General features: G+C 33.9%; 23 protein-coding genes. 9 read left to right on the top strand and 14 right to left on the bottom strand.

Annotated elements, in window-relative coordinates; genetic code table 11:
- Positions 1–1,911 (bottom strand): ribosomal protection-like ABC-F family protein, encoded by a 1,911-nt coding sequence (gene abc-f / locus Q0770_RS01130; RefSeq protein WP_299113162.1) that lies wholly within the window; start codon positions 1,909–1,911, stop codon positions 1–3.
- A gap of 112 nt (positions 1,912–2,023) precedes the next feature.
- Between abc-f and Q0770_RS01135 the strand changes: the two genes are divergently transcribed.
- Positions 2,024–2,407 (top strand): DUF983 domain-containing protein, encoded by a 384-nt coding sequence (locus Q0770_RS01135; RefSeq protein WP_299113164.1) that lies wholly within the window; start codon positions 2,024–2,026, stop codon positions 2,405–2,407.
- A 9-nt stretch (positions 2,408–2,416) separates the two neighbouring features.
- Here the strand turns inward: Q0770_RS01135 and Q0770_RS01140 are convergent, their stop codons facing one another.
- The 8 genes from Q0770_RS01140 to Q0770_RS01175 form a co-directional block, all read right to left on the bottom strand.
- The gene (locus Q0770_RS01140; RefSeq protein ID WP_299113167.1) at positions 2,417–3,463 is read right to left on the bottom strand and encodes an FAD-binding oxidoreductase; all 1,047 of its coding nucleotides are present in this window, start codon (positions 3,461–3,463) and stop codon (positions 2,417–2,419) included.
- A 108-nt stretch (positions 3,464–3,571) separates the two neighbouring features.
- Positions 3,572–4,471: a gliding motility protein GldN gene (gldN, locus tag Q0770_RS01145; protein ID WP_188373745.1), complete on the bottom strand. Its 900-nt coding sequence runs from the start codon at positions 4,469–4,471 to the stop codon at positions 3,572–3,574.
- Between the two features lie 59 nt (positions 4,472–4,530).
- Positions 4,531–6,102, bottom strand: a complete 1,572-nt coding sequence (gldM, locus tag Q0770_RS01150) for a gliding motility protein GldM (protein WP_299113170.1) — start codon at positions 6,100–6,102, stop codon at positions 4,531–4,533.
- A 44-nt stretch (positions 6,103–6,146) separates the two neighbouring features.
- Positions 6,147–6,776, bottom strand: coding sequence for a gliding motility protein GldL (gene gldL / locus Q0770_RS01155; protein WP_299113172.1), 630 nt, complete (start codon positions 6,774–6,776; stop codon positions 6,147–6,149).
- A 73-nt stretch (positions 6,777–6,849) separates the two neighbouring features.
- Complete coding sequence (gldK, locus tag Q0770_RS01160; RefSeq protein ID WP_299113174.1) at positions 6,850–8,202, bottom strand: gliding motility lipoprotein GldK; 1,353 nt, start codon at positions 8,200–8,202, stop codon at positions 6,850–6,852.
- A gap of 160 nt (positions 8,203–8,362) precedes the next feature.
- The gene (locus Q0770_RS01165; RefSeq protein ID WP_299113176.1) at positions 8,363–9,529 is read right to left on the bottom strand and encodes a formimidoylglutamase; all 1,167 of its coding nucleotides are present in this window, start codon (positions 9,527–9,529) and stop codon (positions 8,363–8,365) included.
- Between the two features lie 6 nt (positions 9,530–9,535).
- The gene (gene topA / locus Q0770_RS01170; RefSeq protein ID WP_299113178.1) at positions 9,536–12,031 is read right to left on the bottom strand and encodes a type I DNA topoisomerase; all 2,496 of its coding nucleotides are present in this window, start codon (positions 12,029–12,031) and stop codon (positions 9,536–9,538) included.
- A gap of 117 nt (positions 12,032–12,148) precedes the next feature.
- On the bottom strand, positions 12,149–13,057 hold the full coding sequence (locus Q0770_RS01175) for a lipid A-modifier LpxR family protein (protein ID WP_368667005.1): 909 nt from the start codon (positions 13,055–13,057) through the stop codon (positions 12,149–12,151).
- 160 nt (positions 13,058–13,217) lie between these two features.
- Here Q0770_RS01175 and miaB point away from each other — a divergent pair, with 160 nt between their 5' ends.
- The 8 genes from miaB to groL all read left to right on the top strand — a co-directional run bounded on the left by miaB (position 13,218) and on the right by groL (position 19,951).
- Complete coding sequence (gene miaB / locus Q0770_RS01180; protein WP_299113182.1) at positions 13,218–14,666, top strand: tRNA (N6-isopentenyl adenosine(37)-C2)-methylthiotransferase MiaB; 1,449 nt, start codon at positions 13,218–13,220, stop codon at positions 14,664–14,666.
- A gap of 3 nt (positions 14,667–14,669) precedes the next feature.
- The gene (locus Q0770_RS01185) at positions 14,670–15,926 is read left to right on the top strand and encodes a sigma-54-dependent Fis family transcriptional regulator (protein WP_299113184.1); all 1,257 of its coding nucleotides are present in this window, start codon (positions 14,670–14,672) and stop codon (positions 15,924–15,926) included.
- Between the two features lies 1 nt (position 15,927).
- Positions 15,928–16,125, top strand: a complete 198-nt coding sequence (locus Q0770_RS01190; RefSeq protein WP_295832751.1) for a hypothetical protein — start codon at positions 15,928–15,930, stop codon at positions 16,123–16,125.
- Positions 16,126–16,629 carry an LptE family protein gene (locus Q0770_RS01195; RefSeq protein WP_299113186.1) on the top strand — a complete coding sequence of 168 codons (504 nt, stop codon included), beginning with the start codon at positions 16,126–16,128 and terminating at the stop codon, positions 16,627–16,629.
- 7 nt (positions 16,630–16,636) lie between these two features.
- Positions 16,637–17,533 (top strand): hypothetical protein, encoded by an 897-nt coding sequence (locus Q0770_RS01200; protein ID WP_299113187.1) that lies wholly within the window; start codon positions 16,637–16,639, stop codon positions 17,531–17,533.
- A complete protein-coding gene (gene secG, locus Q0770_RS01205) occupies positions 17,526–17,867 on the top strand; it encodes a preprotein translocase subunit SecG (RefSeq protein ID WP_299113188.1) in 342 nt (113 codons plus the stop codon). The genes Q0770_RS01200 and secG overlap by 8 nt, the downstream gene beginning before the upstream one ends.
- A gap of 157 nt (positions 17,868–18,024) precedes the next feature.
- Positions 18,025–18,300: a co-chaperone GroES gene (gene groES / locus Q0770_RS01210; protein ID WP_299113189.1), complete on the top strand. Its 276-nt coding sequence runs from the start codon at positions 18,025–18,027 to the stop codon at positions 18,298–18,300.
- A 19-nt stretch (positions 18,301–18,319) separates the two neighbouring features.
- Positions 18,320–19,951, top strand: a complete 1,632-nt coding sequence (gene groL / locus Q0770_RS01215) for a chaperonin GroEL (RefSeq protein ID WP_299113190.1) — start codon at positions 18,320–18,322, stop codon at positions 19,949–19,951.
- A 291-nt stretch (positions 19,952–20,242) separates the two neighbouring features.
- On the opposite strand, the gene Q0770_RS01220 is transcribed toward groL, so the two are convergent.
- From Q0770_RS01220 to Q0770_RS01240, 5 genes are all read right to left on the bottom strand, one after another.
- Complete coding sequence (locus Q0770_RS01220) at positions 20,243–20,998, bottom strand: hypothetical protein (RefSeq protein WP_299113191.1); 756 nt, start codon at positions 20,996–20,998, stop codon at positions 20,243–20,245.
- Positions 20,999–21,063: 65 nt separating this feature from the next.
- Positions 21,064–21,906, bottom strand: coding sequence for an SDR family oxidoreductase (locus Q0770_RS01225; protein ID WP_299113193.1), 843 nt, complete (start codon positions 21,904–21,906; stop codon positions 21,064–21,066).
- Between the two features lie 11 nt (positions 21,907–21,917).
- The gene (locus Q0770_RS01230) at positions 21,918–22,403 is read right to left on the bottom strand and encodes a DUF1772 domain-containing protein (RefSeq protein ID WP_299113195.1); all 486 of its coding nucleotides are present in this window, start codon (positions 22,401–22,403) and stop codon (positions 21,918–21,920) included.
- A gap of 482 nt (positions 22,404–22,885) precedes the next feature.
- Positions 22,886–23,737: an AraC family transcriptional regulator gene (locus Q0770_RS01235; RefSeq protein ID WP_299113196.1), complete on the bottom strand. Its 852-nt coding sequence runs from the start codon at positions 23,735–23,737 to the stop codon at positions 22,886–22,888.
- 164 nt (positions 23,738–23,901) lie between these two features.
- Complete coding sequence (locus Q0770_RS01240) at positions 23,902–24,252, bottom strand: heavy-metal-associated domain-containing protein (protein ID WP_299113197.1); 351 nt, start codon at positions 24,250–24,252, stop codon at positions 23,902–23,904.
- Positions 24,253–24,305: the final 53 nt, after the last annotated feature.

Raw genomic sequence — 24,305 nt, forward strand, 5'->3', positions numbered from 1 at the left:
CTAACTCAAATTATCTATTGCTTCTTGTACCTCTTCCCAATCTTCCATGAGCTGTTCTAGCTTTTTCTTTTTGTTTTGGTAGGCATCAAAAAAATCAGGATTAGCAGCAGTCTCATCATAATTAGTTGCTAAAGCCATATCATCTTCTTTAACTGATTTTTCTAAGTCATTAATTTTAGATTCGATATTGCTAAGCTTGTTATTTAAAGATTTTAATTTTTTCTGTTCTTCATAGCTCTGCTTGCTGCTCGTTGTTTTGACTGCTTTAGCTACTACTGTTCGTTTTTCTGCTTCTCTTAAATTTTCGAGATTACGTTGGTCTAAGTAATAATCTATATCTCCGAGATATTGCTTTACCTTTTGGTCTTTAAACTCATAAACTGTTTCTGTTAATCCTTGCAAAAAGTCTCTATCATGAGACACCAAAATCAGCGTGCCTTCAAATTTTTTCAACGCATCTTTAAGTACATTTTTTGATTTAATATCTAAGTGATTGGTTGGCTCATCCATGATAAGCACATTTAAAGGCTGTAACAAAAGTTTTGCAAGTGCCAATCTATTTCGCTCTCCTCCAGATAAAACTCTGACATACTTATCTACCTCTTCACCTCTAAATAAAAAAGAACCTAAAATATCTCTAACTTTGCTCCGATTGGTTTCATTTGCAGCATCAATCATGGTATCTAAAACCGTTTTGCTACCATCAAGATATTCAGCTTGATTTTGAGCAAAATATCCAATTTGCACATTGTGTCCTAAGGCTAAATCTCCTTGATGTTTAATCTCACCTACTATGATTTTTGCTAATGTTGACTTTCCTTGACCATTCTGTCCCACAAATGCTGTTTTTGTATCTCTAGGAATAGTCATACTCACATTATGTAGTACTTGTAAATCGCCATAATGTTTTGAGACATCTTCAATCTCAACAACAACCTTTCCTGGTGTTACAGAAATAGGAAAGTTCAAAGTCATAACTGCATTATCCTCTTCATCAACCTCAATACGATCCATACGTTCTAACTTTTTAATGAGCGATTGTGCCATTGTTGCTTTTGATGCTTTTGCTCGGAATTTCTCTATCAGTTTTTCGGTTTGCTGAATTTGTTTTTCTTGATTTTTTTGTGTGGCTAATTGCTGCGTTTTTATTTCTTGACGCAATGCCAAAAACTTAGTATATGGTTTGTTATAATCGTAGATACGTCCTAAAGAAATTTCGATAGTACGATTGGTAACATTATCTAAAAACATTTTATCATGCGATACAATGACAACAGCACCTGGATAATTTTTCAAAAAGCTTTCTAACCAAATAATAGATTCTATATCCAAGTGGTTTGTTGGCTCATCGAGTAATAACAAATCATTATTTTGAAGTAACAACTTTGCCAGCTCAATACGCATACGCCAACCTCCAGAAAATGTATCGGTGAGTTTATTAAAATCTTCACGTTTAAAACCTAAACCTTGAAGTATTTTTTCAGTTTCACCTTGATAATTATAACCGCCTAAAATTTCGTACTGATGCTGAATTTCGTTTAAGTCTATCATTAATTGATTATAAGACTCACTTTCATAATCAGTACGTTCTGCCAATTGTGTATTTATGTCTTCGAGTTGCTTCTCTAAAGTTTTAATTTCTTTAAATGCTTCATAAGATTCCTCAAGTACTGTTTTTCCAAAATCAAAATCTATATCTTGTTTTAAGAAACCAATCTTTAAATCTTTATCCGCTGCAATCTGACCTGTATCAGCTTCTTGCTCTTTTGATAAGATTCTAAGCATGGTAGACTTACCAGCTCCGTTTTTTCCGATAAGGCCTATTCTGTCGCCATTACCTAATTTAAAGGTAATATCTTCAAAAAGATATTCGCCTTGAAATGATATGGAAAGGTTATGTATATTAAGCATAGATTTTTAGTATAATACAATTACAACAAACATTACAATTGCTACAATGCTACATCCGTAAAAAACTATCTTTGCATTGTATTAAAAAACGCAAAAGTAAAGGTTTTTAGCTATGATTAGAAAAGGAATGAAACTTTATAGTATTTTGTTTGGTGCTTGCCCAAAATGTCATCAAGAATCTATGTATGTAGAAAAGAATCCCTATATGATTTCTGAAACTCTAAAAATACATGACAACTGTTCTCATTGTCATACAAAATACCGTATGGAGCCTTCATTTTTTTATGGTTCAATGTATGTGAGTTATGGTGTTGGAATTGCTTTTGCAGTAGTTGCATTTTTAATTAGCTATGTGTTGTTAGAAACTTCTCTTCTCGCAGCATTTATTGCTATAGTGCTAACTCTAATCGGTTTTATGCCTATAATCATGCGCATATCTCGTAATATTTGGATTAATCTGTTTATGAGTTATGACAAATCTTTTGTAAAAAAGTAGTTTGACTAACTAGTTTTCAAAACGATTAATATCTATCTCGGTATCCAATTCTATATTTTTTTCAATAAAATTGAAAAGCTTCTGAGCTACATAAGGTCCAATCATGACACCACGAGAACCGAGGCCATTTAAAACATATAAATTATCATGTTCTGGATGCACGCCAACCAAAGGTCTTCTGTCTCCGGTTGTTGGTCTTATTCCTGCACTATGATCAATAACTTCAAAATCGCAGGTTATAAAGGTCTTTAATTTTGAAATTAATTCTTCTTTTGCGTTTTCAGTAGGTGTATTGGTTTTGTCTGTCCATTCATAAGTAGCGCCTACTTTATACAAATCGTCTCCTATAGAAACAATAAATACTGATGACTTCAATGCGCTATCTAACTTTAAATCTGGTGCTTTAATGGTTAAGACTTCTCCTTTTGTTCCATTTAATGGTATATGATTAAAATACGGGTTTTGCTTGACTCCAAAACCTTCTGCAAAAATGATATGTTTTGCGATAATACTTTTATACGATACATCACTGTCACCTATATTCAATTTGTCATAATGAAATCGTTCTTCACGCATACTATCTTTTGAGCTTAAGTCTTTTTTATATGCAGAAATAAGATGCTTCGTGTCAACACGCCCAGCATGAAGCACTTCTCCTAATCCAAAAGGGGCATCTATATATTTGTTGTTGTTTTGCTTTATATCTGTTGATAAAAACGGTTCTAATGAAGGTTTATCTGATGCGGTAAACCAAAGATTTTGCTCTTCAATAGAATTGAAACGTCTAAAAATTGAATGTTGATAATCTACTTTTACATTTAATTCATTTTCAATTTTAGCGTAAGAAGGTAATGCGATATCTAATTGCACTTGTGCTTTCCATACCTCAGAAAAACGTTTTAAAATTACTGGATTATATAACCCAGCCGCAACTATTGAAGACTGTTGAGATGCATCGTCAAACACCATAAATGTTTTGTTATTTGCCTTAAGAACTTCACAAAACGAAATACTTGCCAAACCGCAACCAATAACTATAAAGTCTACCTTTTTCATTTGGACAAAACTACAAAAAAGGTCTTGACTCATATCAACATGAGAGATTTATATGCAATAAAAAACGCCCACTTTTCAGTGAGCGTTAGTTTTATTAGAATAGTAGAATTAATAATTCCACATGTCTTGTTCAAAGTTTCTAATCTTATCCTTTATACGTTGCGATTCTAAGAGTTGCATTAAGGCATTATCCTTAACGTAATCTTTGACTTCGCGATCGCCATAAACGTTTTCTTCTTTATACATATAGCCATTATAACGCCTAGAATTTAAAATGTGATCAAAGGATATAGGCATGGCGCTATTTTTATTATTGAATGCTTTAGCCTCATGTAAAATACCTCTTGCCTCTGGATAAAATACCCAAAATAATGGAATAGGCTCTTTATTTGCTTCGTCATCCGAATCAATAAAATTTACATCCGGTGCGGCAGGGCCGATACCTAAAAGACGGAATTTCATTTCGCCTTGACGCTTATCAAAATACCAAAGCCCTTTTACTAAGTACGCTTTAATATCATAAGCCTCAATATCACGTTGAATGATATATTCAGGGTCAACATAACCATCTGCATTGAACTGGTCAAAACCGATATCTAAAGTATCAATTTTTTGCATGGATTGTTGTAATTCCTCAAATGTACGTTCTTGAGAAAAATAAGAATCTGCATATACTTTAGGAATGTCTCCAGATTTAACTGCTTTCCACAATACATGGAATAACGAGCGACGGTCTGGACCAATATTATTGGTATCTACAGGATAGTATAACGGAAAGTTAACACGCTCATCTAAAACCACTTTTTCCCAAGTCATTTTAGAGTACAAACGGTCTCTATCGTCTACATAACCATATTCCAAAGGTTCGTCGTTATCTAAAAGCAACTGCTCTTCAGTTTTTACACCAATTTCTTCTGGAATCTTTGCATTAAGGATATTTGCTTGTGCAAACATACCATTGATGGTAATGATACCAAGACCGGTTAATAATAATTGCTTTAATTTCATTTTAAATCTGTTTTAAACGTTTGAGGCTATTTTTAAAACGTGTCTAGCTTCAATATATTTTAGTTTGCTAACTCAATAACAACTGGTGTTACAGTTTTTATTCTTACTGAAGTACCTGTTGCTTTTGCTTTAATGTTTATGAACTGAACGATATCACCTCTACGTGCTGAGCGTAATGCTGTTTTAGCTGCGGAGCTTAATCTGTTACCAGTACAGTTCACTGATGGCTTACCAGGCACTTTCATGGTAAAAGACTGAATATTAAGCGGTAAACTAAAATCAAAATCATCACCAAAACTTGCTGATAATTTTCCTATCTCTACATTATTCCTTGGTAACTTAGCACCGTTCTGACCATTAAATGCTCCTAAAGGTTTTGGTAAATCTTTAATTCTGAACGTTTTGCTATCGCTAGCTGTAGAACCATCATCAAGAGTACCAGTTACAGAAATTTTAACTTCTCTACCTGATTGAGGCTTCATTATGTATTTACCTCCAGAACCTGACAATCCAGGAGCTGAAGCTCTTACTTTATTATCTGGTACACCAGCAAATGAAATAGTCATCGGGTTAGATACACCACGGTAAACTACATTCATCTTATCAGCAGAAATTGTCGCCGAATTTGGTCTTGGTACTACTACATAATTTGCATCAATAATAGGAATTTCTAATTCCTCACCATTTTCTAAAAATGTAAATTTACCTTCAATCTTATGCTCTCCTACATTACCCACGTTAAAATCTAAACGTGCAGCTCCTGTAGAATCTATTACTTTACTAACATCATATTTAGTACCATTTACTTCAAGAGCAGTTGGAGGTACATTAGCATATTTACCTATAACAACTCTACCTTGAAATTTTTCACCAGCAAAGAAGGCTGATTTATCAGCTAGAACGATAGCTTTATACTTATCTAAAGATGTAGCTTCAACAGCTGCATTTCCTAGAAATAAATTATTTAAATCTGCTTGTGTAACTTTTACATCGTTCTGCATAGCCGTAAGTTTGGTATACGATGCAATAGATGGGAAACCTTTAAAGTGGTAATCTAACCATTGTTTCTTTACACCTTCACTATCTCTTACTTCAGAAATATCGAACTTCTTATCAAAATTTTCTATGAATTTTGTATAATATTGATCAATACCTAAAATATCTTTGATTTCTTTTTTGTATTGCTCAATAGCGGCAATTACTTTATCTCCTTCCTTGGTTAAACGATCTCCAGTAAACCACTTCTCATCAAGCTTATCACCTTTTTTCATTTTCTCAAAAGGCAATCTACCCGTAGTGGCATCAGCTTCGTAACCACCCATTCTAAGAATGTCTCCTTTCTGACTTTCTAAAAATCTGTAGAATTTATCTGAAGCTATACTTACTTGCTTTGCTCTATTAGAAGCAGCAGCAAATTCTTTTGGGTTCTCCTTTCCTTTAGTTTCTAAATTAGCAAGTAATTTAGTGTTCATGTCTGTAGTTACCTCATTAGCTTTCTCAAACTTTTCTTCCATCAACCCGAAAGCCGATAGAACCTCTGGAGCCACTGTCATTGCCATAATAGCAATAAACACGAGGTACATTAAGTTAATCATTTTCTGCCTTGCAGATATTTTTCCTGATCCTGCCATAATTAGTTTTTTGGTTAATTAAATATGTTATACTTAAAAACTAATTAGTTCTTGTTCATTGCAGACAGCATACCACCATAAACTCCATTTAATGAAGATAAGTTAGATGCTAATGATTGCATTTGCTCTTTAAGCTTAGTCGCGTTCTCAACAGCTTCTTCGTTGATAGCTGCTTGACGATTTGCGCTTTCCATTTGTACTTTATACAGACTGTTTAATGATTCCATTTGTGCTGCTGCTAAAGACATTTCTTCGCTATATTTCTTTTGAGCTTGTAAAGAATCTACCGTTGGGCTAAGATTTTTAGCTGCTCCTTCGAAGTTTTTAATGCTGTTTCCTAGACTAGACATTAACTCTCCATCAATTTTTGCTTCTTTAAGAAGGCCATCTAATTTTTTAGATAAAATACCTTCAGCATCTTTAGGTTCTTCTTTACCTTTTTTCTTAGATGCGCCACCTTCTAACTCAGGGTAAACTAATGACCAATCTAAATCGTCTTCTTGCTTCTCAAAGGCTGACCAAGCAAATACTCCTGCTTCTACAATCATACCAATTGTTAATAGAAGACCACCATAAGGCCAGTTTTGAATTTTGAATAGTGCACCAACAATTACTACTGCTGCTCCCATTCCGTATATGAAATTTGTTACCGTAAGTTTTCCTTTTTGTGCCATAATTTTAGTTTTTAGTAGTTGGGGGCTTAGGACGCCCAACATGTAGGTTATTGTTTTAGTTTATAGTTTAGTTTTAATTATTCTTTGCATTTAAAGTTTTATCAGTACCCATATAATCTTGTACTGTTCTAAAACCGATGTAGCTTCGTGCAGAATCTGCATATTCGTAATCTCTTGAACTTACTTGCAAGTAATATGCAACATCTTTCCAAGAACCACCTCTAACTACTTTACGCTGGTTGTTTTTATCGTTAACACTTGGGCTGATACTTGACATAAATTCGTAAGAAGAAGTTGAGTATGAACTGTTAACCCATTCTGACACATTACCTGCCATATTATAAAGGTTAAAGTCATTTGGCTCATATGCATCTGCTTCTACAGTATATAATGCTTGATCAGCAGCATAATCACCTCTTAATGGTTTAAAGTTTGCCATAAAACAACCTCTATCATTAAGTGTATAATTATTACCCCAAGGGAAAGTAGCACCTTGTAATCCACCACGAGCAGCATATTCCCATTCTGCTTCATTTGGTAATCTATAAATGTTTACTGGTTGCTTTTTCTTGCTAGCTTGATACTTGTTATGATAAATAGTTCTCCATCTGCAAAATGCTTTTGCTTGATCCCAAGACACGCCAACTACAGGATAGTCTCCGTAAGCATCATGCCAAAAGTAATCGTTATGCATTGGCTCATTATATGAGTATGCAAAATCACGAATCCATACTGTTGTGTCTGGATATATCATAATTTCTTTTTGCTCAACAACATCAGAACGCTTAAGAGTACGGTCTTTTGCTGCAGCTTGGATATCCATTTCTGAATACTTGAAAATGAATTGAGACACATCCCAAGAGCGTTGTCCATTATAAGACTCTTCTAATGGTAAATACATCCCATCCATAACTTCAGCATATAACTCGTCTGGATAATCTTCTGTATCTAAATGTAAATCTACATCGTAGTTTAATTCTCGTTGCTCATTACCATAAGTATTAATCATATACTTTTGATAAGCATTAAGATTACTGGTATCTGCATCTTTATATGCAAATTCTCCAATATCATTATTACCAGGCGTCTTACCTTCTAAGTCTGCCATTTCGGCAAGCTTTTCTCTAATGATTTGATTTCTAACATCTTCTACAAATTGTCTGTACTCACTATTTGTGATTTCAGTTTCATCCATATAAAATGCTGGAACAGTAGCTGTCTTTGTAGGTGTGTCCTGCATACCTGCTAAATCATCATCTGATTTACCCATAATAAATGCGCCACCAGGAATTAACGTCATTCCGTAAGGCTTTTCGGGGTGCCATTTTTTACCTTTTGCGCCGACAACTTGTCCGCGGTCTCCAGAGTTACAGCTTACCATAAAAGCCAACACTGTGATTAGTAAAACAAGCTTATTAATTTTCATAAAAACTATAGGTTAAATTAGTATCCTTAAATTTTGAGATGGTAAACATATTTCAATTAATCGGAAAAAACAACTTTTTTTCGATTTTTTTTGCATTTCGTCCTTGTAAAAGTGCATTTCATCGATAAAAACTCCTTTAAACATCGACGAACTGCGTTTTTTAGAAGTTATTCTTCCTATACGCCTTATACCATCTTTCCGGTATCTTACCTTCTGTTGCAGCCACGTAATCTTCGTGGGTGCATGGTAATAACGTATGCTTTTTTAATTTATTATTAAGATTTGCTAAAAAAGGAATCTCTATCCACCAACGTCCAGTCTTTATACTTTTGAAGAATATAAGTTCTTCATTTTCAATAAGAACATTGTATTTTAGATAGTTATTAGCATTAGTAAAGTCATCATCCTTAACTCTGCAATTTACACCTTCAATAAAATACCATATAATCTGCGCCAATAACATTGCAGTTATAGTATCTTTTGGTGTATAATGGTACTCGTAAATGCCAAATGAAGATACCTTATTACTAATGCCTGCATAACGTGTAATGGCGCAAATTTCTTTTCCGTCTAAACCGTTAGGTGTAAATTTAAGGCGCTCTCCTACTTCTGCAGCACGAACGGATTTTAAATCTACTGTAACAATATGCGCATCACGCATCACAGGTTCTACACTATTTATATTATTAGAAACTTCACCTAATCGATATGCTTCAAAATATAAGCGCTCCATTAAGTCTATTTCTTCTTGAGAATTGAAATAGGTCTGATAACCAATCGTTGAGTAATTAAATAAGTTATAAGGTTCTTCTAATATGATTTTACCAAAGTAGCTATTGTTTTTTATGGGTAATGATGTGTCGCCTAAATCAAAATTAGTATCTACATTAACAATATTAACCATAGGCTGAAGATTGTCGTAAGCTCTATAATTGGCATAGGTTAAATCTTGACTACCTCCTATTATAATAGGTATGATTTTTTTTTCTACTAATAACTCTACCGTAGTACGCAAAGCAAAGTAACTATCTTCTGCAGACTCTCCAGGTTCTATATCGCCTAAATCTGCAATAATTGTATGCCAGTTTCCTGGAAATAAACTGTAAAGTGTTTTACGAACATCATCGAAGTTAAGTTCTGCTCCGATATAATTAACATCATTTCTATTTTCCTTAACACCAATTATAGCAATTTGTACTTCGTCTAAATCTGGCATACCATATTGCTCAGAATGTATTTTGAATTTTCTACCTAATGTTTGCTGTGATAATAATTCGTTATGGGCTAAAACTGAATCTGAAACTGGAGATAGAAAATTAAAATTCATGAAGTTTTACTTTTTTGCTGTCGTTTTCTTCTTAGCCGCTTTTTTCTTTGGTGCGTTTTTCTCTAAAATGGCTTGAGCTTCTTCTAGTGTCATCTCAGAAACATCTTTAGTCTTTGGCAATTCGACTTTCTGCTTCCCTTTGATAACATTATGTCTTCCCCAACGGGCTTTTTCTACTCTAATACCTTCTGCTTCCCAACTATGAATAAGCTTATCTTTTTCTTTCTGGATTTTATCCTCAATCAAAGTAACAATATCCTCGTCAGATAAATTATCCCAATCGTATTTTTTATTCACATTAATAAACATATTGTTCCATTTAATAAATGGTCCAAAACGTCCTTTACCTTTTTGCACATCTAAACCTTGATATGTATATATAGGTGCATCTGCTTTTTCTTTTTCTATAATAAGCTCAACGGCTTGGTCATAATCTACACTTAATGGGTCAACCCCTTTTGGTAATGAAACGAATTTTTTACCAAACTTAACATAAGGTCCAAAACGTCCATTATTGACTTCAATCTCTTCATCTTTATAATGCCCTAATGCTTTTGGTAGTTGAAATAAATCCATTGCTTCCTCATAAGTAATAGAGCTCAATTGCTGATCTGGAGATAAACTAGCAAACTTTGGCTTTTCTTCATCATCCACAGTTCCTATTTGAACCATTGGCCCAAACTTACCTAAACGTACACTTACACGGCGTCCTGTTTCAGGGTCTGTCCCTAAAATACGTTCGCCAGATTCACGCTCTGCATTTTCCTGTACATCTTCTACTTGCGGATGAAAGCCTTTATAAAAGTCTTTCATCATTGCTCGCCAATCTTCTTTACCTTCAGCTATATTATCAAAACTAGCTTCAACCTTAGCTGTAAAATTGTAATCGAGAATACTCTCAAAATGATTCACTAAGAAATCAGTAACTATCATTCCTATATCTGTAGGCACTAGCTTTCCTTTATCAGAACCTACTTTTTCTGTAAGCTCCTTTTCGTTTATAGAATCATGTTCTAAAACAAGTTGAGTATAATTTCGTTCAGTGCCATCAACAGTTCCTTTTTCTATATAATTTCTATTCTGAATAGTAGAAATTGTTGGCGCATAAGTTGATGGACGACCAATACCCAACTCTTCTAACTTTTTCACCAAAGCCGCTTCCGTAAAACGTGCTGGCGGTCTAGTGAAACGCTCAGTTGCAGTAATATAGTTATTATCTAAAGCATCTGATACTTTTAAATCTGGTAATAAACCTGATTGCTCAGTATCTTCATCATCAGTACCTTCTAAATATACTTTAAGGAAACCATCAAAAGTTATGATTTCTCCGTTAGCAGAAAACAATTCCGAAACAGGTTGAGAGCCATTGATTTTAATCTTAACATTGGTACGTTCTAAATTTGCTTCACTCATCTGTGATGCAATAGCACGTTTCCATATTAACTCATACAATCTTGCTTGATCTCGTTCAGCATTTACAGAATGGCTCGCAAAATTTGTAGGTCGTATAGCTTCGTGAGCTTCTTGAGCTCCTTTAGATTTTCCTTTGTAATTGCGTGGCTTACTATAAGAATCACCATAAGCCGCTACAATTTCGTTTTGAGCACCTTGCTTTGCTTCGTCAGATAAATTAACACTATCCGTTCTCATATAAGTTATAAGACCAGCTTCGTATAAACGTTGCGCATTACTCATTGTACGACTAACAGAAAAGCCTAGCTTTCTTGAAGCCTCTTGTTGCAATGTAGACGTAGTAAATGGTGGTGCTGGCGATTTTTTAACTGGTTTTTTCTCCAGGTTAGCAACAGAATATGATGCTGCAATATTTTTATTTAAAAAAGCCTGAGCCTCTTCCTTGGTTTTAAAATTCTTTGGCAACTTGGCTTTGAAGGTTGCTCTTGTAGATGTTTTAAATTCAGCATCTATTCTATAGGATGCTTCAGCATTAAATTTTTGAATTTCGCGTTCGCGCTCAACAATTAATCTTACAGATACAGATTGTACTCGGCCTGCAGACAAACCTCCTTTTACTTTTCTCCATAAAACAGGGGACAACTCGTAACCAACAATTCTATCCAAAACACGACGTGCTTGTTGCGCATCTACTAAATTATAATCTATACTACGAGGATTCTCTATAGCTTTTTGGATAGCACTTTTTGTAATCTCATGAAAAACAATTCGTTTTGTCTTCTCAATATCTAAGCCTAAAGTCTCGGCAAGGTGCCAAGCTATAGCTTCTCCTTCTCGATCCTCATCACTAGCTAGCCAAACCATTTCTGCTTTTTTAGCTAAGTCTTTCAGTTTCTTTACAACATCTTTCTTGTCCTTAGAAACCTGATATTTAGGCTTAAAATCTCCATCTACATCTACTCCTAATTCCTTAGAAGGTAAATCAGCAATGTGCCCAAAACTGGACTCTACTTTATAATCTTTTCCTAAAAATTTTTCTATGGTTTTAGCCTTTGCAGGTGACTCAACTATGACTAGATTCTTCGGCATGCTTCGTTTTTTTGAGGTCACAAAGGTATATGAAAAAAAATTTAACTACCTAATTAAAATTTAATCAAGCTTTAGTTTTAGCATATTTTTAAGTAAGAATTAATGAGATTAATAAGACTAAAAATTTCGACTAAAACTTAAAGTCCCAAAAGAATGAGATGAAGATAGAGGTGTCTCTCTTGTATTAAAATTATAGATAAGTTTCAGTATATTTCTTTTAAATTTTAAACTGCCTCCTATTTTAAATTCAAAAACATGAGGCTCATTATTAGTTGTAAATGTCTCATCATTATAATCAAGGCTTCCTTGAATTAAAGTGTTATGTAAAACATATCTATGCCCTAAGCTTATCAATCCATAAAACTCATTTGTATTCGTTCTATCAATAAAATTATTTCTAGAAGAGTTATTAAATGTGTTGAGTTTCCCAAAAGTATATTCAATGTTATTAGACACATAGATATCCTTAGTGCCTAAAGAAGGTTCTACTACATATTTAAAAGTATGATTTTTATTAAAAAATGTATTCCATATATATTTAGCTTTCAGATTAACTAAGAATTTAGACTCAATTTCTTCCGTCCAAGTTGGTACATCTATATTAAAAAAGTTATGTGCCCAAGTTTGAATTTTTCCCGACAAAGCTTCCTCTCCTGTTATACCAGTTTCAACTGCGATAAAGAACGCCGAGTTTACTTTTATTTTTCCTATTTCGGTTTTTATAAAAAACCACCCTGCGTATGGTCTATCAAAATCTCTTGAATCGGTTGAACTTAAATTCGTTGGTGTATACGTTTCATTTCCAAGGGTAATATTTAATTGCAGCTTATTATTATTTTCCTTTTTAAAAACAAAACTGTCTTCTAAATCTTTACGGTAAGTTAGAAACAAACCACTCGTGTAATACCTATCTACTAAAACCAACTTATCGTTTTCTATTTTAAGCTCCAACTGTTCGTTATTGCTTTGAGCGTCAATGCTCATAATAACTAACAAATTAATAATAAACAGAAATTGTATTTTCAATAGTAATGGATTGAATTAATTATTTAGGTCGTTAAATATCTATAAAATTAACAACAGTACTCTGACACTTTGTCATAAGACTAAAAATAATCTTATCTTTGCATGCTTATTGAGAATTGTTGATATCAAAGAGATATTTCGTTTTAACGAGATAATGTATATGGAAAAAATTATAGACGAAAATAAACAAGGTGAAAACCTGATTCTAGAAAATAAAGAGAGTAACTCAAGAAAGCTTTTTATAGAAAGTTATGGTTGCCAAATGAATTTCAGCGATAGTGAGATTGTAGCCTCTATACTTTCTGAAGAAGGTTTTAATACTACTAAATCTTTAGAAGAAGCTGATTTAGTTTTGGTAAATACATGTTCTATTAGAGACAAAGCTGAACAAACGGTTCGCAAACGCCTCGAAAAATACAATGCTGTAAAAAGAAGTAAAAACCCAAAAATGAAAATTGGTGTTTTAGGCTGTATGGCAGAGCGTTTAAAAAGTAAATTTCTTGAAGAAGAAAAAATGGTCGACCTTGTTGTTGGACCAGACGCTTATAAAGACTTACCAAACCTTATTAGTGAGGTTGATGATGGCAGAAATGCAATTAACGTTATTCTTTCAAAAGAAGAGACTTATGGAGACATTGCTCCTGTTCGCTTAAACAGTAACGGTGTCACCGCTTTTGTTTCTATTACTCGTGGTTGTGATAATATGTGTACGTTTTGCGTTGTCCCTTTTACGAGAGGACGTGAACGTAGTCGTGAACCACAATCTATAATTGAAGAGATTAACGATTTAGCCAACAAAGGGTTTAAAGAAGTGACACTTCTCGGCCAAAATGTAGATAGCTTTTTATGGTATGGCGGTGGTCTAAAGAAAGACTTTAAAAAAGCTACCGATATGCAAAAAGCTACTGCTGTAAATTTTGCAATGCTTTTAGATATGTGTGCTAAGGCACAACCAAAAATGCGTTTTCGTTTTTCAACATCTAATCCTCAAGACATGACGCTAGATGTTATTGAAACTATGGCTAAGCACAGAAACATATGTAACTATGTACATTTACCTGTTCAAAGTGGTAGTAATCGTATTCTAAAAGCTATGAATCGCTTGCATACACGTGAAGAATATTTTGAATTGATTGATAACATACGTCGTATCATTCCTGACATTGCTATAAGTCAAGATATGATTGCTGGTTTCCCTACAGAAACTGAGGAAGAGCACCAAGATACATTAAGCTTAATGGAATATGTAAAGTATGATTTTGGGTTTATGTTTGCCTATTCAGAACGCCCAGGAACATTAGCTGGTCGCCGTATGGAAGACGACATTCCTGCAGATGTAAAACAACGCCGTTTGAACGAGATTCAAGCACTACAGCGTGAGCACAGCCATTACAGAACTCAAGAGAATGTTGGTAAAATTCAAGAAATCCTCATCGAAAAATCATCTAAAAAATCAGATGCACATTGGTCTGGAAGAAACTCGCAAAACACCGTAGCTGTTTTCCCAAAAGAGCATTACAAAGTTGGTGATTTTGTAAACGTAAAAATTACAGATTGTACTTCGGCTACCTTAATTGGTGAAGCTGTAGGTTACTCAGACAACAATTAATATATGGAATCTATACAAGCCATAAAACAACGTTTTGGAATTATTGGTAACGATGCCAAACTTAATCGCTCTATCGAAAAAGCGATACAAGTGGCACCTACCGATATTTCAATATTAGTTACAGGAGAAAGTGGTGTTGGTAAAGAAAGTATTCCAAAAATCATACACCAATTATCACATCGCAAACACGGCAAATATATCGCTGTAAACTGTGGTGCTATACCAGAAGGCACTATTGATAGCGAATTATTTGGCCACGAAAAAGGTGCTTTTACTGGGGCTACACAAACACGTTCTGGGTATTTCGAAGTCGCTGATGGCGGTACTATTTTCTTGGATGAAGTTGGTGAGCTACCATTAACTACGCAAGTGCGTTTGTTACGTGTTTTAGAAAATGGAGAGTTTATAAAAGTAGGTTCAAGTAAAGTCCAGAAAACAGATGTACGTATTGTAGCAGCAACTAACGTAAACATGTTTGAAGCTATTAAGAAAGAGAAATTTAGAGAAGACTTATACTACAGACTAAGTACAATTGAAATTAATCTTCCAGCACTTCGTGAGCGTAAAGATGATATTCATTTATTGTTCAGAAAATTTGCTAGTGACTTTGCTTTAAAATACAAGATGCCAACAGTTAAACTAGCTGATGACGCTGTACAATTGCTAACGAGTTATCGCTGGAATGGAAACATACGTCAGCTACGTAATGTCGCCGAACAAGCTTCTGTTTTAGAACACAATCGCTCTATTTCTGGACAGACGCTAAAAAATTATCTGCCAACTGGTGCTGGACAGAATTTACCAGCTGTTATTAATGACACAAAATCCGAAAGTGATTTCAGTAATGAACGTGAGATTTTATACAAGGTTTTATTTGATATGAAAAGTGACCTTAACGACTTGAAAAAGTTAACAATGGAGCTCATGAAAAGCGGCAATATTTCTGAAGTTGAAAAAGACAACGAAGGATTGATTCAAAAAATATATGGTAATAATGAAGAGGAAACTGTGCAAGATATTCCCGTCTTAGCAATACCAGAACATAGAGAGGAAGTAGTTGAACCTGTTATTGAAACTGAGGATAAATATCATTTTGCTGAAGAAATTGAAGAAGAGGAAACATTATCACTTCATGACAAAGAATTAGAATTAATTAAAAAATCGCTTGAGCGTCACAGCGGAAAACGTAAATTAGCCGCAGCCGAGCTAGGTATTAGTGAGCGCACCTTATACCGAAAAATAAAACAATACGATTTATAACATGAAAGCTGTAGAAATATTTAGAATAAGAAAACGCTTTAGCCCTAATAGTTCTGAAACCATAAGACAAGAAGCAGAAGACTTAGTCAATGAAAAACACTATAAAGGTTACAGATTAATTAATGTAGATTTTGATGTAGCAGACAATGCAGGCTATATCTATGCGTTTATAACAATGAAACGCCCAAACACCTATTAAATGAGATTATTCAAACATCTATTCCTTTTTGTAATTCTTACCACTTTTACAGCATGTGGTTTTTACTCATTTACTGGAGGTGATACAGGTGACGCAAAAACATTTCAAGTTAATTTTTTTCAAAATAATGCACCCTTAATTGAACCTGGTTTAGATATAAATTTCACAAATGCGCTTCAGGATTTAATGCAGAATCAAACAAGCTTAAGCTTGGTTACTTCAGGTGGAGACTTAGTTTTTGAAGGCGAAATTACGGAATACAGAATTAGCCCTACTACTGCAACTGCAAATAATACAGCCGCTCAAAACAGACTCACTATTGGTGTAAATGTGAGGTATTTTAATAACCTCGACGAAGAAAAAAACTTTGAACAACGCTTTTCTTTCTTTTTTGATTATGAAGGCAGTCAACTATTAACAGGCGGACAACGTGACACTGCTTGGGAAGCTATTTTTGAGCGTATTACTCAAGATATTTTTCAAGCCGCTTTAGCAGATTGGTAATAAGAATATGCAACTACAAGAACTCACATCCATATTACAACACCCAGAAACGCTTAAGGTGGAACAAACGGATGTACTTAAAGCTTTAGTAGATAAATATCCCTATTTTCAACCTGCACGTGCCTTGTATCTTAAAGCCTTAAAAAATAAGGACAGTTACAAATACAACAATGCTCTAAAAGTTACTGCAGCTCACACAACTGACAGAAGTATTTTATTTGATTTTATTACATCTGACGTTTTTAATCAGAATGAAATATCTCAGCAAATAAAACAAAACTCCGAATACATCAAGGCAATTGAAGTAAGCGGTATCGATGACATTTCTATTAACAGGAGTGTTACAATTGACGATGCTTTAAAACAGCAAGTTGAAGCCACACAAGGTGTATTAGACCCAAATCTTTTCAAGCAAAAAGAAGTTGAACAACAAAATATACCATCTTTTGAAATTTCTGGAGACATAACAAATCTTGACTTAATTGAAGAAAAACTTCAGATTGGGAAACCTTTAGAATTTTCATCTTCTGAAACACATTCATTCTCAGAATGGTTGAAAATCACAAGCTTTAAACCTATTGACAGAAGTAATGATAAAGCACAACTTAAAGTACCTATAGCTAATAAATTAGAAGCCATTGATAAATTTATAACAGAGAATCCAAAAATAAAACCTACCATAAATACACCAAAACCTAAGCTAGTTAATAACGATGAAACTGCTGATGATAGTCTTATGACAGAGACTTTAGCACGTATTTATGTAGAGCAAAAGAACTATGACAAGGCCATACAATCTTACCGAATTTTAAGTTTGAAATATCCAGAAAAAAGTAGTTTCTTTGCAGACCAAATTAAAGCGATAAAAGAATTAAGCGAACGAAATAATACAGACAATGACTAAGTTTACAATATTTTTAATATTAATCGTAGTAGTAGCCTTTTTACTAGTTGTAGTAATTATGGTACAGAATCCAAAAGGTGGTGGATTATCATCTTCTTTTGGTGGTGGCGGAACACAACAATTAGGTGGAGTAAAAAAGACAGGAGACTTTTTAGATAAGAGTACATGGTTTTTAGCAACACTTTTAATTGCTTTAATTTTACTATCTAATATTACTATTGATGGTGCTGGAGGCGTAAGCGACTCTAAAGCATTAGACGCAGACGATACAACAACTCAACCTGTTACACCACCTGCAACAACAAATAATGACGACACAAACACAGGAAACTAATTTTTAGTTTCTACACAATATTAAAAGCCAACTTTTCCAGTTGGCTTTTTTGTTTTAAACTCACATATTCTGAAACTTTGTCAGTCATTTAGGCTTGGCATAATTTTCGAATTACGCGTAGCGTAAATTTAATTTTTAATAACAAAACATATAACAAATGGCTTTAAACATTAAACCTTTAGCAGACAGAGTTCTTGTAGAACCAATGGCTGCTGAAACTACTACAGCCTCAGGAATTATCATCCCTGATAATGCTAAAGAAAAACCACAAAAGGGAACTGTTGTTGCTATAGGTAATGGCAAAAAAGACGAACCTTTAACTGTAAAAGTTGGTGATGTTGTACTTTATGGAAAATATGGCGGAACAGAACTTAAATTAGAAGGTAAAGATTATTTAATGATGCGCGAAAGTGACATTTTAGCAATTATTTAATTAAGAAAAACTAAGAAACATGGCAAAAGATATAAAATTTGATATTGAAGCACGCGACGGACTTAAACGTGGTGTGGATGCATTAGCAAATGCAGTAAAAGTAACATTAGGCCCTAAAGGTCGTAACGTTATTATAGGAAAATCATTCGGTGCACCTCAAGTAACTAAAGATGGTGTGTCTGTAGCAAAAGAAATTGAGCTAGAAGATGAGCTTGAAAATATGGGCGCACAAATGGTTAAAGAAGTGGCTTCAAAAACCAATGACTTGGCTGGTGATGGTACGACTACGGCTACCGTTTTAGCACAAGCTATTGTAAAAGAGGGTCTTAAAAATGTTGCGGCTGGCGCTAACCCAATGGATTTAAAACGTGGTATAGACAAAGCCGTGGCTTCAATTACTTCTGACCTTGAAAAGCAAGCAAAAAAAGTAGGTAACTCTTCTGAAAAAATTCAGCAAGTAGCATCTATTTCTGCTAATAACGATAATACTATTGGTGAGTTAATCGCTCAAGCTTTTGGTAAAGTTGGTAAAGAAGGTGTGATCACCGTTGAAGAAGCTAAAGGAACGGATACTTATGTAGACGTTGTTGAAGGTATGCAATTTGACAGAGGTTATTTATCGCCTTACTTTGTTACGGATTCTGACAAGATGATTGCAGATTTAGAAAATCCATACATCTTATTATTTGATAAGAAGATTTCTAACTTACAAGAAATCCTTCCAATATTAGAGCCAGTTGCACAATCTGGTCGTCCATTATTAATTATTGCTGAAGATGTTGAAGGACAAGCCTTAGCAACTTTAGTCGTTAATAAATTACGTGGTGGATTAAAAATCGCTGCTGTAAAAGCACCAGGTTTTGGTGACAGACGTAAAGCGATGTTAGAAGATATTGCTATCCTTACTGGCGGTGTTGTTATTTCTGAAGAAAGAGGTTTCTCTTTGGAGAATGCAGACCTTACTATGTTAGGTACTGCAGAATCTGTAATGATTGATAAAGACAACACGACGATCGTTAACGGAAGTGGGAAGTCTTCAGATATTAAAGCGCGTGTTAACCAAATTAAAGCACAGATAGAAACAACAACGTCTGACTATGATAGAGAAAAACTACAAGAACGTTTAGCGAAGTTAGCTGGTGGTGTTGCTGTACTTTATGTCGGTGCTGCTTCTGAAGTAGAAATGAAAGAAAAGAAAGACCGTGTTGATGATGCATTACACGCAACTCGTGCTGCAGTAGAAGAAGGTATTGTTGCCGGTGGTGGTGTTGCTTTAGTACGCGCTAAAAAGACTTTAGAAAAAATCACAACAGATAACTTAGACGAAACTACTGGTGTACAGATTGTAAATAAAGCTATTGAATCACCTTTAAGAACTATTGTAGAAAATGCTGGCGGCGAAGGTTCTGTAGTGATTAATAAAGTATTAGAAGGTAAAAAAGACTTTGGTTACGATGCTAAGTCTGAAGATTACGTAGATATGCTTAAAGCTGGTATTATTGACCCTAAGAAAGTAACACGTATAGCCTTAGAAAATGCTGCTTCTGTTGCTGGTATGATCTTAACCACTGAGTGTGCTTTAGTAGATATTAAAGAAGATGCACCTGCTATGCCTCCTATGGGCGGCGGCGGAATGCCAGGAATGATGTAGTCGAGAGTCTCGACACAGAATTATAAAACTGAAAAGCCCTTGACTCTTATCAAGGGCTTTTTTATGAAGTTTAGTTTACGTGCTTGTGTATGGTTTCGTTGCGTATTTCTGCAACTAAATTGCAAATACAAACCGAATAGAAAATCCACGAGAACTTTCGTAAGTGGGAGAATACTAGCAATGAATTACACGTTTTTGCTAATAGTTTAATTTATGTCTTATATTTTTATTCCTATTATATATTCTATAATATTAAATCTTTTCATTTTGTTAATGGCATTACACACAAAATTAATTGATAGGTAAAAAAGTTAAGGATAGAAACAGCGTATTAGTTGTCATATGAATTAGCAAAGGATATTTAAACCCAAAAGCTATCCTTGTGTATCCAGCAATTGTTGCACTAAATAATTGAGGAAGCGTTAATATAGGTAGAAATAAAAGATTGGCTAGATTCAATTCAAAATTGAAAATATGTAGCCAAGCGAAACTAATACACGACACATAATAAATCAATCTAAAATGCTTTTTCCAGTACTCTTGTAAAATTTGTCGTACACGTTTTCTATTGGATATAACATATGCAATTAACATCATAATTACAGCGGCTATGACTCTATACCAAAATGTATCGTCCATTAAAGATAATCGGCTTTTAAAAACGGCTTTGGTTATTATATAATAGGTGAATGTCCCAGTCGTTAAAGCAAAATTAATTGAGCTAAATTTTAGTGATAATCTAAAGGTGATTTCTTCAAATATGGGTAAAATTATCCCACCAACTAAAAGCAATACTAGAGGACCAAATCTATCCGACATACTTACTGAAGTCTGGTTTTCGGGCTCATAAATAAACTGTAATAGAGTCGCAACTGTTACGCTAAAAACAATCTTAATAAAAAAGAGACCTATGGTATCATAGATTTTATGAGTGGTACTTTTCTCTATGGATGGTTTGATTATGGGACGCCTCATAAAATTCACTAAATCAATTAATAGCGACTTGTAGTATTTTGGCTTTATTAATGGATAGGAAACTATCATCATGTTATTATTTTTAGATAATTGAGACTCCAACTAACTTTAGAGTTATTTAGAGTCTCTGTTACAATTTATTTGGTTTGAGTCATCTCTACATTCCAAACTCCAGTACTCGCCGTTTCTTTAGCATATATGGAAAAAGGTTTTGCTTTTCTACCCAAAACTCGTTCAATATCATTAACTACCAATTGATTGTTAGGATTGGTTAAAACATGACTAAATAAATACTCAATTAACCAAACTACATCACTAGGTATTTGTAGTTGTTTCATGCCTTCGGTATACTGCTGCAGCGTGATATCATAGAAATTCAAATTTCTGTTGCTTGCTTTCTCAATCATCTCAACGGCATCCTTAAAGTTGATTAATTCAGGACCAGTAATCTCAACGATTTGTCCATTATAAGAATCATCTAGTAAAACAGTGGCAGCCACTTCTGCAATATCATTGGCATCCACAAATGGAATTAAAACATCAGATAATGGTAATGCCACTTCACCTGACAATATTGGGTCTAGAAAGAAGCTTTCACTCCAATTTTGGTTAAACCAAGAGGCTCTTACAATGGTATACTCTAAGCCAGAATCCATGACAATTTTTTCACATGCTTCTGCTTCGGTTTCACCTTTTCCAGAAAGTAAAACCATTTTTTTAACTCCTAATTCTTTAGCTAAATAAGTTAAACTCTCTATGGCTTCCTTGGCTCCTGGAACAGCTAGGTCAGGATAATAAGTGACATACATTTTTTCGATGCCATTTAAAGCTTCTATCCACGTATCTTTATTATCCCAATCAAAGCTTGGTAACGCGTTTCTTGAACCAACTCTTGGTTCAATTCCTCTGTTTTGTAATTGTTCTACTACTCGGCGACCAGTCTTGCCAGTTCCTCCGATAACTAAAATGTTTGTTTTCATAATGAATTGTTTTAAAATGTTTTTTTAATAAATATTGATATAAGTAATAGGGTAAATGAAACCATGCTTGATATGGTTCTTATATTGTGATATTGATTCCAAGCGCTTTCATAATAGGTTCTAAAATGCTGTAGTTCTACTTCACTTAGTTTGGTGGTGTTTATAGCATCTAATTCATTATTTAATGGAACATTTCCAAAAGCAGTAATTCCAAAAGTGCCAATTAGATATATTATTGCTGAAGCTAGTACTAACCAAAACACAGGTTTGTTATTAAACTGAAGACAAGTTGTAAATGCTAATGCGATTAAACTTCCAAAAAACACAATAAAGAATGCAGGATTTAAGATTTCTCTATTAATGCTTTGCATTGTTTCTAAATAGGTAAGGTCACCTATTTTTTTTGTTCCTAAGATGACTGAGACCGACCAAGCAAAGAAAAAACCTGTGGAAAGAGCATTCAATATTACCGTTATAAAAAACACAATAGTTTTCATGCTTTGATTTTTTTATTGTTTAGATGATTCCCGAAATACATTATTATTAGGAAGAGTTCAATTGCAATAGCATAAAATTTTGGGTCAGTAAAAAATTCTAAATGATTAATCCCAATCGGAATTAAGAATACAGGAACTGTGATACAAGCGTCTAGAATTGTAATTACTACTATGGAAATTATAGCTAAAACATAAGGCTTTATGTAGCTTTTTTTATAGAATAAATACGTACCTAAACATGCGCTAGGTATTAATGCAAAAGCTAATACTATGTTTGCTTGTAAATCTAGATTATCAATTATCGGAATGTAAAAGGATAGAAGAAAAGAGCAAACGCCAAGAAACCAAATCAAAATGGAACTTAGAACACTGAATACAAATTTATTAATCATAATTATTGTTTTTAAATTATGATACAAATCTATTGCAGCTATAAGCTGGCGACTTATTCAAAAAGAATTATGATTTATTCGAAAAGAATTTTATGCTTGGCTAGGTCTATAGCCGAATTTTTTTTCAAAAGCGTTAGAGAAAGAGCCAAGACTATCGTATCCTACAGCCCAAGCAGCTTCTTGAATTGTTTTTTGCTCGTTCTTTATTAAATGGTAGGCTTTTTTTAATCGCTCATTTTGTAGGTATTTGAAAACTGGAACGCCAAACTGTGCTTTGAATTCTATTTTGAGTTTATTGGTGTTGGTACCAATTCTATTAGCCAATTCTGTTAAGGACGGTGGATTCTCTAAATCCGATAATAAAATTTCTTGGGCTAGATTAATTTTTTCTAGTTGCGAAGTATTAAGTGTTGTGTGTTGTTGTTTTGCCAATTGTCCAAAATAATGAGAAAGTAAAGCTGTGATATGGCTTTTGTAGAACATCATTTTAATTTCACCCTCGTAAGTATTGCTAAAGAATTGTTCCACTATTAGAAACATTTCTGGGCTCATATTAAATACAGGACCTTCAACATAATGATCTTTTGGGTGGACTAACTGATGCAAAAACTTTTCTAAAAACTGACCTTCACCATTTGGCAATTTATCTATGCTTCTGATTGTTGTCGCTATCACCAAGCATTGAAGAGGCTTTAATCTTGAGACCTGATGTTCAAACGCCACTTTGTCATCGGCGTAAAATGACAAAACCATTCCTTTAGTATGATGAAATTCTTTAGTTTTTCCATCAAATTTAACTTTAAGGCCAACATTTCCTGCACCATAAAAGGCGATAGCTATTACAGGTTCGTCAAAAAAACATGAATCGATTAAACTATTATCGGTAGACGCCTCTTCCAATAAAATGGTATAATCATTTATGTCGATAATTTCACGATTCATTTCCTTGCTTATTTTATACTATTACCAATTATAATATGAATTGAAATATCTAAATACACACATCAATAAGATATACAAGTCAAACGAAGTTCGCTGAAAAAACTCACAAAGTCAAACAATTAGAAACAAAAAAGCCCGATTTAAAAATCAGGCTTCTTATATTATTAATTATGTGCTTTTACAACATCTTCGTCTCTATATTTACAACAGGGGTCTACAGAGCTATAAGCTTCTTTAGTAGCCTTAATAAGTTTTGTGTCATGACCAACAGCAGCTAACTTTTTAGAAATTGTTTCTATATCTGTTTTACGTTCATCTAAAATAAGCTTCAATTCGTGTGTCTTTACATTCCAAACAGCAGACTTTACACCCTTTGTTCGTATTGCTGCTTTTTCGATGCGCTCTTTACACATCATACATACGCCATCGACCTCAATAGATACTTTAGCGTTCTTATTCTGCGAAAATGCCACCATTCCGATAAGCATTACTGTAAGTGTTATTAGTTGTTTCATGTTATTTAATTTTTTGCTATGAACTCTAGTTCATTTATTTAATTATTTCGACG

This window comes from uncultured Winogradskyella sp. (assembly GCF_947501905.1).
Lineage (GTDB): Bacteria > Bacteroidota > Bacteroidia > Flavobacteriales > Flavobacteriaceae > Winogradskyella.